Below are 13,949 nucleotides of genomic sequence, written 5' to 3' on the forward strand. Positions count from 1 at the left end.
CAGTCGGCCGCCGCCGTCAGCGAATGACGCTGCGCAACTGCCGGGCCGCGACCGACAGCGTCGCCAGGTCCTGTGTCCCGGACTCGTCGATCTCCGACAGCACGGTCCGCACCCGGGCGAGCCGCGACGACTGCGACGATTCCCATTCGTCGATCTTCTCCGCCGACGACTCCTCGGGTTCACTGACCTCGAGGATCTTGAGTGTCAGCGCCCGCAGCGCACCGTGCATGTCATCGCGTAATGCCAAGCGTGCCAGTGCATGCCATCGATCCCCGAAGTCGAGGTTCGACACCGCCGTCAACAGATCCTCGAGACCGAAATGTTCCATCACGGCGAAGTAGAGTTCGCCGACCTCCACCGGGTCGCGGTCGGAGATCTCGGCGGAGTCGATGATGTCCAGCAAACAGAACCGATGCAGGCTCACCGCAACGTCCCGCGCGAGTTCCTCGGGGACACCCCGGTCGCGGTATCCGGCCACCCGGTCGTCGACGTCGCGAGCCGAACTCTCGCCGAACCACTCGTCCATCACCGCCGACAGCCGGCCGATTCGCTCGGTATAGCGCGTGATCTCGGCAGCGATCGCCAGCGGCTGCGGGCGGAAGGCGAGCATCCACCGCGAGGCGCGGAACATTAGTCGGCGCGCGTAGAGCATCATCTGGTCGACGGTCTCCGCGGGGGCATCGGTGCGCCCGATCCGGGAGAACAGCTCGGACATCCCAAAGATCTTGTTGGACACCACATATGCACGCACACCCTCCTCGGTGGTGCAACCGGTGCCCTCACTGAGTCGGAACAGATGGGTCATGCCTGCCTGATCGACCACGTCGTTGACCAGCGTCGTGGTGACGATCTCACGACGGAGCCGGTGATGATGGATCGCAGACTGGTACTCACCGCGCAGCACCTGCGGGAAATACCGTCCGACGCGGGCGGAGAACACATCGTTGTCCGGCAGGTCGCTGGCCAGCAGGTCGGCCTTGGCCAGCAGTTTGACGTGGGCCATCAGCGTGGCGAGCTCGGGCGAGGTGAGTCCTCGATGTAGTTCGCCCTGAGCCCTTTTGCGCAGTTCGATCGCGTCGGGCAGCGCCTCGAGCCGCAGGTCGATGCCACGCTCCCGAGACATCGCATACAGCATCCGCGCGTGCACTTCGAGGCGCTCATGTTCGAAGGTGCGGCTGAACCCCAACTCGGCATTCTGTGAGATGTTGTCTGCCAGAACGAGGTCGGCCACCTCGTCGGTCATCGACTCCAACAACGGATTCCGCTGGTCGGCGGGCAACTGTCCGTTCGACACCACCGAGTCGAGCAGGATCTTGATGTTCACCTCGTGGTCGGAGCAGTCGACGCCCGCCGAATTGTCCAGGGCGTCGGTGTTGACCCGACCACCGGAAAGGTCGAACTCGATACGCCCCCGCTCGGTGACACCCAGATTGCCGCCTTCACCGATGACCTTGGCGCGCACCTGATCTCCGTTGACCCGGATGGCGTCGTTGGACTTGTCCCCCACATCCGCGTCGGACTCGGCGCTGGATTTCACATAGGTTCCGATGCCACCGTTCCAGAGCAGATCCACCGGCGCCTGCAGGATGGCGTGGATCAGTTCGGGCGGCGACAACTCCGTCGTGTCGTCGGGAAGGCCGAGCGCCGATGTCATCTCGGCGCTGATCGGAATGCTCTTGCGATCCCGGGCCCACACCCCACCACCCGCACTGATCAGGTCTGCGTCGTAGTCGGCCCAGGATGACCGCGGCAACTCGAACAGCCGAGTGCGCTCCGCGAAGGACGACGCGGCATCGGGGTCGGGATCGACAAAGATGTGGCGATGATCAAACGCTGCAACCAGCCGGATGTGTTCGGAGAGCAGCATTCCGTTACCGAAGACGTCACCGCTCATGTCACCGATGCCGACGACGGTGAAGTCCTGCGACTGGGTGTCGACGCCGATCTCCCGGAAATGCCGCTTGACCGACTCCCAGGCTCCGCGGGCGGTGATGCCCATCGCCTTGTGGTCGTATCCCGCCGACCCGCCCGAGGCGAAGGCATCTCCGAGCCAGAATCCATACTGTGCCGCAACATCATTGGCGATGTCGGAGAACGCCGCGGTCCCCTTGTCCGCGGCGACCACCAGGTAGCTGTCGTCACCGTCGCGCCGAACGACGGACCGAGCGGGGACCACCTCTCCCGACTGACGGTCGATGTTGTCGGTGACGTCGAGCAGGCCGGCGATGAACTGCCGATAGCACGCGATTCCCTCCGCGCGCTGGGCATCCCGGTCGGCGGCCGGGTCACCGGTCGGTGTGGGCGGTCGTTTGACGACGAATCCACCCTTGGCGCCGACCGGGACGATCACGGCGTTCTTCACGGCCTGAGCCTTGACGAGGCCGAGGATCTCGGTGCGGAAGTCTTCCCGACGATCCGACCAGCGCAGACCGCCGCGCGCGACGGCACCGAAGCGCAGATGCACACCTTCGACTCGGGGTGAGTAGACGAAGATCTCGTGCAGCGGACGAGGTTTGGGGGCCTGCGGGATGTCGCGCGGACGCAGCTTGAACGACATCACCGGTTGATGATCGCCGTTCTCGTCGGCGACGAAGTAGTTGGTCCGCGAGGTTCCGGTGATCACCGATGCGAATGCCGACACGATCCGGTCGGCGTCGAGGCTCAGCACCGCGCCGATGTCGGTCTCGAGTTGCGAAAGCGCCCGTGCACGCGCCGATTCGTCCGCGCTGGCCGGGTCGAAGGAGGCGCCGAACGCCGCCACCAGACCTCGTGTCACATCCCGATACTCACCCAGAACGCGTGCCACATGGGTTGCGCTGTAGGCAAATCCGCATTGCCGAAGGTAGCGGCCGTAGGCCCGGAGCATGGCTGCGGCCCGCCAGTCCAGCCCACAGCGGATGACCAATTCGTTGAAGGCGTCCACCTCGGCGCCCGCAGCCCAGATCTGCCGGAAGGCGTCGGTGAATCGGGCATCCAGATCATCGACGGCCTCGGTGTCGACGGTCATCCCGGTCGCGAGCGTCACCCCGAATTCGTAAGCCCAGCAGACCGTTCCGTCGGCCCGGCTGATCTCGTAGGGATGTTCGTCGAGCACCTCGAGTCCCAGGCTGTGCAGGACGGGCAGCACATCGGTGAGCGTCGCGGACTCATCGCACAGATACAGGGTGAACGACCAACGACTGTCCACGATGTGGTCGCCGTCGCGGTCCGATCGCAGGGTGACCGCCGTCTGTCCCGGCTCGAGCCCGAGCACATTGATCAGGTCGTCGACCGCGTCGCGCGGTGCGCGCTGCTCCTTGTAGTCGCCGGCGAGGGCAGGGAGCTGACGCAGCACGAGGTCGGCGTCGGCCCCGGCCACGCCGGAGAGCTCGGGGTCGGTGGCGATCTCGCGGACCCGTTCGTCCCAGCCCCGGATCGCGTACGTCAGCGCTGCCTGCATTCGTGCGTGGGTGGCCGATCCGGTATCGAGCGGCCCCAGTTCCCGGGCGGTGTCCGCGTCGACCCGAACCAGCACCTGCAGCAGCGCGAGTGGCATCTCGCTGACCCGCGCCGTGTACTCGAGGTCGCTGCCCCCGAGCGTGTCCACCAGGGCGTTCTCCAGAGCGAGTCGGGACTGGGTGTTATAGCGATCGCGCGGCAGGTAGATGAGCGCGACCGCGGTATGCCCGGCCGGGTTGGCGCGGACGAACAGCCGCAGCGACCGTGTGGCGACGGCGTCGAGCATCTCGCTGACCCGCCGGCCCAGCTCGGCTTCCGTCGAGGAGAACATCTCCACCAGCGGGTAGTTCTGCAGCAGTTCGATCATCGACTGACCGGCGAACGAGTCCTCGTCGACACCCGCGTGCTGGAGCACGTCGTGCACCTTGACGCGCAGCACGGGAACGTCGAGCACCGTTTGGTGCAGTCCCGACGAGGTGAAGACGCCGAGGAATCGGTGTTCGCCGTCGTAGTTGCCCTGCCGATCGAAGGCGGGGACCTGCAGCAGCACCGGAAAGTTCGACCGCTGAATGCCGGTCTCCATGTGCACACGACACACCCTGGGCAACAACGGAGAATCCACGACGGCAGGAAACTCGCTGCTCACCGCATCGGTCCGCCACACTCCTCGACGCTGCTCCAAGGTGTCGTCGTTGCCCACCCGGGCGTAGCCGAGCGGGTGAAAGTGGTTGCCGGCGAACCATTCCAGCAGCTTCGAATACTCGTAGCGATCGGTCGCGCGGATACCGGTCGATTCGCGCACCGGAGCGAGCGACACCTCGGTCGCGCATCGGCTCAGGCTTGCACGCATGTCCGCCGCGTCGCGCTCCACATCGGCAACGCGCCCGACCACCTCGAGCAGGTCGGCTCGTAGCGCCTGCGCGTCGATGCCCTGGTGGCGGCCCAGCCCACCGACGAAGATCCACGACTCCCAGACGGCCCCGGTGACGTCGTCGATCGCGACGAGACGCCCATTGTCGCGCTGCACCGGCATCACCGGATGGTCCATCCGGTCAACGGTGAGATCGTGCGCTTCCACGGTCGCGAGGACGGCCTCGACCAGGTGCGGCATGTCGTCGTTGACCACGACGATGTCGATGCCGCCGCTGTCGCCGACGGTCACCTCGACCAGCGCCTCCCCGGGCCGCCGCACCTGCGCGACCTCGAGATGGCGCAACACCTGTTCGGCATCCTGGTCGTAGGCGGCCGCCGACCCATCGGCACGTTGTTTGAAGTAGCGATTCACCGCATCCGGCACGAGCGACGTCACGCTTTCGATGCTATCGACCGCGCGCCGCGAGACCTACCCCATCGCGGGCGAGTTTCAGTCGCGGGTCAGTTTGCGGTGTGTCACGCGATGCGGCCGGGCCGCGTCGGCACCGAGTCGGTCCACCTTGTTGGCCTCGTAGGCCTCGAAGTTGCCCTCGAACCAGAACCACTGGCCCTCCTCGACGTTGCCCTCCCACGCCAGGATGTGGGTACAGGTGCGGTCGAGGAACCAGCGGTCGTGGCTGATCACCACGGCGCAGCCGGGGAACTTCTCCAGCGCGTTCTCCAGCGATCCGAGTGTCTCGACGTCGAGGTCGTTGGTCGGCTCGTCGAGCAGGATCAGGTTGCCGCCCTCTTTCAGGGTCAGCGCGAGGTTGAGGCGGTTGCGCTCACCGCCGGACAGCACCTCGGACCGCTTCTGCTGATCGGGGCCCTTGAAGCCGAAGGCGCTGACGTACGCGCGCGACGGCATCTCGTTCTGTCCGACCTCGATGTAGTCGAGGCCGTCGGAGACGACCTCCCACACCGTCTTCTTGGGGTCGATGTTGGCGCGCCCCTGGTCGACGTAGCTGAGCTTGACCGTCTCGCCGACCTTGACGGTTCCGGAATCCGGCTGCTCGAGGCCCACGATGGTCTTGAACAGGGTCGTTTTTCCGACGCCGTTGGGTCCGATGACGCCGACGATGCCGTTTCGCGGCAGGGTGAACGAGAGGTCCTTGATCAGCACGCGACCCTCGAAGCCCTTGTCGAGATGACTGACCTCGACGACGACGTCACCGAGGCGCGGCGGCGTCGGGATCTGGATCTCCTCGAAGTCGAGCTTGCGGGTCTTCTCCGCCTCGGTCGCCATCTCCTCGTAGCGGGCCAGACGCGCCTTGTTCTTGGTCTGGCGGGCCTTGGCACCCGACCGGACCCAGGCGAGTTCTTCCTTGAGCCGCTTCTGCAGCTTCTGGTCCTTCTTGCCCTGGACCTCGAGACGCTCGGCCTTCTTCTCCAGGTAGGTGGAGTAGTTGCCCTCGTAGGGGATCAGCTTTCCGCGGTCGACCTCGCAGATCCATTCCGCGACGTGGTCGAGGAAGTAGCGGTCGTGGGTGACGGCGAGGACGGCGCCCGGGTACGACGCCAGGAACTGCTCGAGCCACAGAACGCTCTCGGCGTCGAGGTGGTTGGTCGGCTCGTCGAGCAGCAGCAGGTCGGGCTTGGCCAGCAGCAGCTTGCACAACGCCACGCGGCGCCGCTCGCCGCCGGAGAGGTGGGTGACCGGCGAATCGCCGGGCGGGCAACGCAGCGCATCCATCGCCTGCTCGAGTTGGGAGTCGAGGTCCCAGGCGTCGGCGTTGTCGAGGTCCTCCTGGAGCTTGCCCATCTCTTCCATGAGCTCGTCGGAGTAGTCGGTGGCCATCAACTCGGCCACCTCGTTGAAGCGATCGAGCTTGACCTTGATCTCGCCCATCCCCTCCTCGACGTTCTCCTTGACCGTCTTCTCCTCGTTCAGCGGCGGCTCCTGCAGCAGGATGCCGACCGTCGCGTCGGGGTCGAGGAAGGCCTCGCCATTCGACGGCTGGTCGATGCCGGCCATGATCTTGAGGATCGACGACTTACCCGCGCCGTTCGGACCGACCACGCCGATCTTGGCGCCGGGGAAGAAGGACATCGTGACGTCATCGAGAATCACCTTGTCGCCGTGCGCCTTACGCACCTTCTTCATGGTGTAGATGAACTCAGCCACTTACGAAATCTCCTTCAGGCTCTGATCTCATCGCCTCGTGGGCGCATCCGCGGATGGGCACATGGGCGCCGTCTGACTCCCAACCAGCCTAGTGGTCGGCGAGGGACTCCGGTCGCCGAGTCCCCGATGACCGCGCCCGCGGCCTCGGGAGTGGGGGTCGGCGACACCTTCGCGGTTGCGCAAATCACAGCCTGATCAGGTATTTGTGCCCGATGGGACGGATTCGAACCGACGTACCATCGTAGTTGTGAAGAACACCGACGAAGCTCGCCTCCTTGCCGAAGTCGGTAGCCAGTTGCAGGCCGACTACCGCGACCATCCGACCGCCGACGTTCAGGCGACGATCGACGAGTGCGTGACTCATTTCGACGGGGTGCGCATTCGCGACTACGTCCCGCTCCTCGTCGAGCGCCGCGCCCGGTCGATCCTGGGTAGCCCGTCCTGACCGTGCGCCCCGTTGACCGTGCGTCCCAAACCGTTGACCGTGCACAGATGATCGACTTTCCTGGCTTTGGAACGACGGTGTGCTTAGCATCGGTGGCATGAAAATTCGACTCGTCGGGGGTCTGGCCATCGCAGGAGCCAGTGTCGCAATCATCTCGTCCGGAACCGTGCTCGGCGCGGGTCACGCAAGCGCTGCTCTGAATCCGGGCACCTATCGCCAGTGCATTACGTTCCCCGTTGCCCCCGGCGCCGGGCCACAGTGCACGACCGCGACTGCGCAAGCATTCCTTGCCGCAGACACCAGCCACGGAGGGTATGGCGCATTCGTCTCGACCCCGACCGGCGGGTACCGGGCGTTTGCCGTCCTCGGGGCCGAGAATGGCCGAAAGGTGTACCGCAAGAACACCTCTGGTTATGACGTGACGACCTACTCGTACGGCGTACCGGTCACCCGGGCGACGATGATCCGCGTTGGATAACGGGTCCGACGCAGGCGACCATGATCAGTCGGTCGTCGACCCTGTCTTCGGCGACATCACGCTGACGTGGCGACACACCGACGACGACGTCACCTTGACCGCCTCCGGCGATCACGTTCCGATTGCTCGCCTGGTCCGCTCGGGAGCGCAGCCATCCCGTACGGACGTCCCGATCGGCACTCGCGATCCCGAGCGCCTTCGACTCTTCGTCGACGACGTCGAATGCGACATAGTGCCCTCCCCCGGTCAGCTGTCCCGACGATCTTATGGAGTCCGTGTCGAAGGCCTCGGCAACACAAGGCTTTTCACGCCGTCGAGTTCGACGGGCCATCGTCTCGTCTCGGGGTCGAAGTACGGCGGACGCAACGAGATCGGCGTCTTCACCAGCACCGACAACCATATCGGCGTCGAGTGGTCGGACGAACTGCGAATGGCGGGGCTCGTCTCAACCGTGGTCGAGCCGGCGCCCTTCGACAGCGCGCTCGGCATCCTGCTCGCCGGAGCATTTGGTACAGGAGCACGCTTCTTCGTCGGCAACGTCGTCGTCGGTGTCGTGCAGTCGATCTTCCCGCAGTGACCCGCCACCAATGAGACGACCGGGAATCAGGCCGCCGGACGACGGTGGGTCGAGGCGGTCGCGTCGCGGCGGGGGTGCTCGATGACTGTTCGCGTGTTCTCGGACACCGACCGTGGGTGAGCGGCAACGCCCCGGTACTCGACCACGCACCTGCTGAGGTCGAGCCCGACCGACACCGCGGTCATCTCCAGGTCGCTGCGCCGCGACCCGTCGGCAGCCTCGAATTCGTTCGTCTTGATCTGTCCGTGCGCGATGATCGGACGTCCCTTCGCGATCGCCTGACCCACACCCGCGAGCAGGCGTCGCCAGCAGCTGACGGTGAGATACAGCGTCGGCCCGTCCACCCACTCCTGCGTCTGCTTGTCCACACGACGTGACGTGCACGCGACCCGGAACGAGATCACGTCCTCACCGGTGGTGGTCTGGCGCCGCCTCGGCTCCGACACCACGGTTCCGATTACTGTCGTGTAGGTCTCGTACATGGCCGGTCTCCTGAGTTGTGGGAGCCGCGATCTGCGGCTGCACAACAGCATCGGCCATCAGTTCACCATCTACGCCGATCCGCGTGGATCTGTGGACAACTCACGCCGCGAACCGCACAGTCAACGTCGGCTGTTGAGTTCCTTCAGCATGTCGTTGTAATCGGTGAGTTCGGCGTCGTGGTCACGTTCGGCACGACGGTCGTAGCGCCGGGCCTGCTTGTCGTCGGACCGACGCCACTGCACGAGCAGCGCCAGCATGATGACGACGAGCGGTATTTCGCCTGCAGCCCAAGCGATTCCGCCGCCGACACGTTGGTCTGCATACAAGTCGTCGTGCCACGGCAGGTTGAGTCCGCGGTAGTAGGACTCGGCGATGACGGCGCTCGTCATCATCAACGCCACCCCGAAGAATGCGTGGAACGGCAAAGAGCCCCAGACGATTCCGAGTTTGGCCACCGGTGACACCTGCCTGGGTGCGGGATCGATACCGATGACCAACCAGTAGAAGAGATACCCGCTCAGCAGGAAGTGCAGGTTCATCAACAGGTGCGCGGCGTGGAAGGGCACCACCGCTTCGAACAATCCCCCGAGGTAGAGCAGGTAGAAACTGCCGACGAACATCACCGCGGCGATCCCCGGGTGGGTGAGGAACCGCGACACCGGGCTGTGGATGGCCGACTGAATCCATTCCCGCGGACCGGGTGGATTGCCACGCCCGGCGGGCCGCAATGCGCGCAAAGCCAAGGTCACGGGGCCGCCGAGCACCAACAGCACCGGGATCATCATCGACAACAACATGTGCGCGATCATGTGGACGCTGAACATCGCCGGTCCATAGCGCCCCAGACCCGACGACGTCGCGAACAGCAGCAGCACGCACCCCAGCAGCCAGGCCACGGTCCGGCCGATCGGCCACTCGTCGCCACGCCGCCGCAGCCGCCACACCCCGCGCAAATACACCACCGCGAGGACGATCGCGAGCGTGCCGAAGATCAGGTCGAACCGCCAGTCGGTGAATATCCGCGCGAAGGAAGGCGGCTCGTCGAGGCGGTACCCGATCTCGCTCTCGACCACGCTGATGTCGGGATTGGCAAGATCTGGCGGCGGGGTTCGCGACAACCCGACCGCGAGGCCGAACGTGACCGCGAACACCACGATCTCGGCGAGTCCGAAGCGGACAAACGTCGACCGGCTGCCCGACTCGGTCTCGAGCCGCGCGATGGTCGACCGCCGATGCCACGCGCCGAACGCGCCGAGCACCACCAGTGCTGCGGTCTTCAACAACACGAGTCGTCCGTAGGTGTCGGTGAACAGATCGCCGATCGGCACCCGAACAAGCGCATTGACGACGCCGCTCACTCCGACCACGACGATGCACCAGAACGCGACACGCGAATACCGCCGCACCGCAAGGGTGCGCCAGCGTCCGTCGGCGAGCGCGTAGCACACCACCGCGACCAGACCGCCGAGCCACAACGTCGCGCCGACGATGTGCAGGATCAGACTGTTGGTCGCGACGTCGTGGTTACCGCCGGTCGACGAGTGCCCTGCCAGCGCCGGCGGCATCAGGCTGAGCAGCACGAACAGTACGGTGGCGAAGGTGAAACCCCAGCGCAGGGTGACCCGCGCGATGACGGCCGCCACCAGCGCGAACACCGCGGTCCAGAACCAGGTCCGAACGTCGGCGACCTGGCCGTAGACCCGAATGAGGTTGGCGGGCCTGATCGTGGTCGACAGCGGCTGTCCACTCACGTCGGACACCGACAGCGGCATGAGCAGCAACGCGCTGATCGACCAGATCAATGCGGCGGTCGACGCGATCCGAATCGCGCGGAAGCCTCCGACGTCGAGCACCCCGTCGCCTTGCGGCGGCACGAAGAAGGCGGCGAACACCGCACACCCCAGCGCGACGGCTGCGGCGACCTCCCCGATCGCGGTGACCGCGGGCAGGCCGTAGGTGGTCAGCGCCCCCGGGTCGGGCACGCCGGTCAGGCGCAGCGCGGACGCGGCAGACACCCCCGTGACCGCAATCGCCACGATCGCGGCGATCCAGGTCGCCGCCCAGAGAATCCCGGCGACCACGCCACGCGGCTCGCGCATCGCGTCGCGAGCCGCGTCCGCCTGGACTGTCGGGCTCGTGCGGGTCATCCCTCAACTGTAGGTCCATCCGTGCGCGACTCTGCCGCCCGGCCTGCGCTGATCCGCTCACCGATGTCGTAGACTCCAACTGCTCGTCCGGCCTGCCACCGGACGGCGGCCGGGTCCCCCGGCCTCGCCTCCGTAGCTCAGGTGGATAGAGCAAGGGCCTTCTAATCCCTTGATTTGTCGGCCTGAACTGCGCAGACGCCAAAATTGTGTTGCAGAACATGCGGCACTCAATACGCCTCCGTAGCTCAGGGGATAGAGCAGCTGCCTTCTAATCAGCTGGTCGCAGGTTCGAATCCTGCCGGGGGCACCGAAGCCCGTTCGCGACGTAATCACCTCGTGGACAGGAACTTTCCGTGCATCACACACCTTATGAGCGTCGCCGTGCTATTGCCGGTGGCGCTCTCCTCGTCTTCACCGTCCTCGCCTTCTACGCCGTCCCGATCGCTGTCATGGCGTTGTGCATCGACCTCGGCTGGTGTGCGGAGGTTCCCGCATGACCGCCGCAGCAGTCGGACCCGACAAGTGGACGGACGGATACCAGGCAGCCGCAGACCTGCTCGGCAACCTCCCTGGCCCGATGCTGTCTGTGTTCGTTCCGCGTCTGCTCAACGTGACGGATGACCCGGACGACGATCCGCATTTCTGCGCTCGCTTCCGTGCCTGCCTGCTCGACGCCCTAGCAGGTGCCCGATGACCCCGCACATCGAACCGCCCGAATCCGACGGCTGGCAGGCGCACTTTTGGTTACGCGCTGAGATCGGCCCCGAACTGTCGGTTGACCTCGTGACCGGCCACAACCTGATGACTGACCGTGTGGACGCGCCCGTGGTGTTGATCGACGGGATTGGGGCAACTGTGGAGATCAAGGACCGCCGCCAGCTTGACGCCGTAATCGCAGCCCTCACAGACGCATCGCGCGTTTGGGACGCACTCAACCCGTAGCCCACCCCATCTAGTGGTGGCGGGGATTCCGTGCCAACACAAGCCATCTCAGCCCCACTACGGGGCAGCCCTGACGGTCTTTCAGCCGGGTTCGACTCCCGACAAGGGCACGAGCACACGACCACCGAAAACCGTTGTGCCCGTCGTCATCGCCTTAGCTCGACGCAAACCAGCAGGCAGCACGTAGCCCAGTCCACCATCGTGCTTGGTGGCCACCACTCGCGTCGTCGCGAAACACGAGCAGGTGCCATGACTGAACCTGCCGACAATCTCGGCGGGCTACTCGTCGTGGCCGAGAGGGTCTATCGGGCAATGGTTGATCGGGAGCTAAGGGGAAGTGGGACACGCGCGTGAGTATGCCGTCAGGCATTCCGCTCGTTCGGGTTCGGCACGCTCGACCCGTCTATTCGTAGGTCATCGTTGTCAGACCCCACCGTTACCGTAGTCATCGTGCTGCCACCAACCGATATACCAACACAGCTAGCAATTCTCGGCACCTACGTTCGGATAATGACGCGCGCCAAACAAGCCGAAGAACTTGGCCCGTGGGGATTGACTCGGCGCGTTCCCGACCAAGGAAGCGTCCTCGCAGCAGACGACGAAGCCCTTTTCGAGCTGCTCCCCGACCTCGAAGACCCATATCTCGTCTCGGGTACAGCAGTGTTTCCGGCGATGGCAGCCACCGACAACGCTTCCTGCATAGTTTCGCTGTTACCCCATGTCAGCGACTCCGAACGCCTCCACGCACCCGCTGCAATGAATCTGTGCCGCACCTCGATGGAATCCGCCGCACGCACGATTTGGCTACTGAGCCCGCTAGACCGCGAAACTCGCAGACAACGGACAACATCACTTGCAGGCAAGGAATGGCACGAACAGGGAGCCTACTTTGCCCATGCCGAGAACGTGCATCGCGGACGACTCACAGCCGATGAAGAGGCCCAACGGGCCGAGCATGCCGCGCAGTCGAAGCGGTTTCGTGATGTCGCCGAAGCGGCTACCACTATCGGATTTGACCGCCCGACAAGAGCAATCGAGATCGCGGGAGCATGGATTGATGACCACCCACCAGCACACGCGCGGGAAGAGGTCACGAAGTTCGGGGTAAAGCACTTGGCTCAGCAAACCTATTGCATCACCTCTAGTACCGTGCACGGCTACAAGTGGGTCCATGAGCACGTCGGGAGCGACGGACGCGGGCTGTTCAACGGGATAGCAGACGCTCTGGCAATGGCGCTCCTGATGACTGAGACTGCCGTCGCGCTGTTTGAGGCGCTCTCGTTTGGAGACGAACCAAGCGACTACCCCCGACCGGACTACCCCGCACGACTTGAACCGACGATTGAGGCATGGGCGGACATGTATCGCTAGACAGACGCACAAAATGGCGGGCCGGTTCCGTCATACTCGCAGGCATGGAAAGGGCCGTCACCGCCGCCGCAGATGCCATTATCCGCGCACTCCGCAAGCTCAGGCACCCGTCACCCACGATGGCCGCAGTGCTTTCGCTTTTGCTCGCTGCTGCGATCGTCGGCGTTGTCCTTATCGCGGCCTCCATCGCCAACGCGGTGCCGTGGGATCGACTCGATTACGGCAACGTGCCCGGGTGGCTCAGCGCAATTGCGGGCGCAGGCACCATCGTCGGATTGTTCCTCGCCTGGCAAAGCCTCAAGACGAACGTCGAGCACCGCCGAGATGACCTCGCGTCAGCCGCTCGACTACTGGTCGTCGCAGAACGCCGCGTCAGCTATACGCGGGCGTACCCAACCATTCTCGTGATCCTGCGGAACACCGGGCAAGGTGCGTTCACCGATGTGCAGGTCACCGGGGTTGTTCACGGCGGGATGGGCTGTCAGCAAACGGTTGCCGATAGGCGGCACGAGTTCAGACACGACTCACACCGATTCGTAGCGCCTAATGCCACCGCACAGTCCGGGTGGGTGCTGCCCGAGAAGGACTATACCGACCGGCCTGCAGACGGCCCCGGCGTTCGGTACGAATACACCGACGGCACGGGGAAACGGTGGCAACGCCTCAACTTGCATGAACCCAGACGCATCTACCCACCCCGCACCGATCCCGACAAGCTCGGGCAGTTCGACGCGGCACTTGCCGCCCGACCGGGCGGAGGGATTAGGGGAGCACCCATCGACGTCGAGCTTACATTCGGTGGCTCCGTTGTCGAGGTCGATGACGACGAACTAGGCGTGTAGACACAGAAGGGCGGGTTCGCAGCAGCACGCAGCCACCACACACCCGCCCACAAATCACGCCGACCCCGCCAACAACGCCGAACGCACCGCCCCGCCCCCAAAGCCATGTCCGCAGCCGCCGTACGAGTCAACCCCTCAAACCCGTAAATATCCGTCACACGCCCAACACCCAACGAATCCGCCTGCACC

At 65.0% G+C, this 13,949-nt stretch carries 12 protein-coding genes and 1 tRNA gene; 9 read left to right on the forward strand and 4 right to left on the reverse strand.

Annotation, left to right across the window (positions count from 1 at the left end):
- Positions 1-16 precede the first annotated feature (16 nt).
- Positions 17-4,747: an NAD-glutamate dehydrogenase gene (locus MKW15_RS16005; RefSeq protein ID WP_240860008.1), complete on the reverse strand. Its 4,731-nt coding sequence runs from the start codon at positions 4,745-4,747 to the stop codon at positions 17-19.
- A 54-nt stretch (positions 4,748-4,801) separates the two neighbouring features.
- Complete coding sequence (gene ettA, locus MKW15_RS16010; protein WP_240860010.1) at positions 4,802-6,475, reverse strand: energy-dependent translational throttle protein EttA; 1,674 nt, start codon at positions 6,473-6,475, stop codon at positions 4,802-4,804.
- Between the two features lie 247 nt (positions 6,476-6,722).
- Here ettA and MKW15_RS16015 point away from each other — a divergent pair, with 247 nt between their 5' ends.
- The 3 genes from MKW15_RS16015 (at position 6,723) to MKW15_RS16025 (ending at position 7,975) form a co-directional block, all read left to right on the forward strand.
- Positions 6,723-6,920 (forward strand): three-helix bundle dimerization domain-containing protein, encoded by a 198-nt coding sequence (locus tag MKW15_RS16015; RefSeq protein ID WP_240860012.1) that lies wholly within the window; start codon positions 6,723-6,725, stop codon positions 6,918-6,920.
- A 97-nt stretch (positions 6,921-7,017) separates the two neighbouring features.
- On the forward strand, positions 7,018-7,398 hold the full coding sequence (locus tag MKW15_RS16020; RefSeq protein ID WP_240860014.1) for a hypothetical protein: 381 nt from the start codon (positions 7,018-7,020) through the stop codon (positions 7,396-7,398).
- Complete coding sequence (locus MKW15_RS16025; protein ID WP_240860016.1) at positions 7,391-7,975, forward strand: hypothetical protein; 585 nt, start codon at positions 7,391-7,393, stop codon at positions 7,973-7,975. Before MKW15_RS16020 ends, MKW15_RS16025 begins: the two co-directional genes overlap by 8 nt.
- 26 nt (positions 7,976-8,001) lie before the next feature.
- Here MKW15_RS16025 and MKW15_RS16030 read toward each other — a convergent pair whose 3' ends face one another.
- A complete protein-coding gene (locus tag MKW15_RS16030; RefSeq protein ID WP_240860018.1) occupies positions 8,002-8,457 on the reverse strand; it encodes a single-stranded DNA-binding protein in 456 nt (151 codons plus the stop codon).
- 120 nt (positions 8,458-8,577) lie between these two features.
- Positions 8,578-10,605 carry a cytochrome c oxidase assembly protein gene (locus MKW15_RS16035; RefSeq protein WP_240860019.1) on the reverse strand — a complete coding sequence of 676 codons (2,028 nt, stop codon included), beginning with the start codon at positions 10,603-10,605 and terminating at the stop codon, positions 8,578-8,580.
- Between the two features lie 234 nt (positions 10,606-10,839).
- On the opposite strand from MKW15_RS16035, the gene MKW15_RS16040 reads away from it, so the two are divergent.
- The 6 genes from MKW15_RS16040 to MKW15_RS16065 all read left to right on the forward strand — a co-directional run bounded on the left by MKW15_RS16040 (position 10,840) and on the right by MKW15_RS16065 (position 13,760).
- Positions 10,840-10,912, forward strand: a tRNA-Arg gene (locus tag MKW15_RS16040).
- Between the two features lie 46 nt (positions 10,913-10,958).
- Positions 10,959-11,102, forward strand: a complete 144-nt coding sequence (locus MKW15_RS16045; protein WP_240860020.1) for a hypothetical protein — start codon at positions 10,959-10,961, stop codon at positions 11,100-11,102.
- On the forward strand, positions 11,099-11,299 hold the full coding sequence (locus tag MKW15_RS16050) for a hypothetical protein (RefSeq protein ID WP_240860021.1): 201 nt from the start codon (positions 11,099-11,101) through the stop codon (positions 11,297-11,299). Before MKW15_RS16045 ends, MKW15_RS16050 begins: the two co-directional genes overlap by 4 nt.
- Positions 11,296-11,547, forward strand: coding sequence for a hypothetical protein (locus MKW15_RS16055; protein ID WP_240860022.1), 252 nt, complete (start codon positions 11,296-11,298; stop codon positions 11,545-11,547). The genes MKW15_RS16050 and MKW15_RS16055 overlap by 4 nt, the downstream gene beginning before the upstream one ends.
- A gap of 510 nt (positions 11,548-12,057) precedes the next feature.
- Positions 12,058-12,918: a hypothetical protein gene (locus tag MKW15_RS16060; RefSeq protein WP_240860023.1), complete on the forward strand. Its 861-nt coding sequence runs from the start codon at positions 12,058-12,060 to the stop codon at positions 12,916-12,918.
- A gap of 44 nt (positions 12,919-12,962) precedes the next feature.
- Positions 12,963-13,760, forward strand: a complete 798-nt coding sequence (locus tag MKW15_RS16065) for a hypothetical protein (RefSeq protein ID WP_240860025.1) — start codon at positions 12,963-12,965, stop codon at positions 13,758-13,760.
- The last annotated feature ends 189 nt before the right edge of the window (positions 13,761-13,949 follow it).

The organism is Gordonia gummivorans (genome assembly GCF_022513585.1).
Classification (GTDB): Bacteria; Actinomycetota; Actinomycetes; order Mycobacteriales; family Mycobacteriaceae; genus Gordonia.

Bases quoted from the DNA above. Each gene is read 5' to 3' on its own strand.
- MKW15_RS16020 (WP_240860014.1), top strand. From the start codon at position 7,018: ATGAAAATTCGACTCGTCGGGGGTCTGGCCATCGCAGGAGCCAGTGTC.
- MKW15_RS16030 (WP_240860018.1), bottom strand. From the start codon at position 8,457: ATGTACGAGACCTACACGACAGTAATCGGAACCGTGGTGTCGGAGCCG.
- MKW15_RS16035 (WP_240860019.1), bottom strand. From the start codon at position 10,605: ATGACCCGCACGAGCCCGACAGTCCAGGCGGACGCGGCTCGCGACGCG.
- MKW15_RS16050 (WP_240860021.1), top strand. From the start codon at position 11,099: ATGACCGCCGCAGCAGTCGGACCCGACAAGTGGACGGACGGATACCAG.
- MKW15_RS16055 (WP_240860022.1), top strand. From the start codon at position 11,296: ATGACCCCGCACATCGAACCGCCCGAATCCGACGGCTGGCAGGCGCAC.
- MKW15_RS16060 (WP_240860023.1), top strand. From the start codon at position 12,058: ATGACGCGCGCCAAACAAGCCGAAGAACTTGGCCCGTGGGGATTGACT.
- MKW15_RS16065 (WP_240860025.1), top strand. From the start codon at position 12,963: ATGGAAAGGGCCGTCACCGCCGCCGCAGATGCCATTATCCGCGCACTC.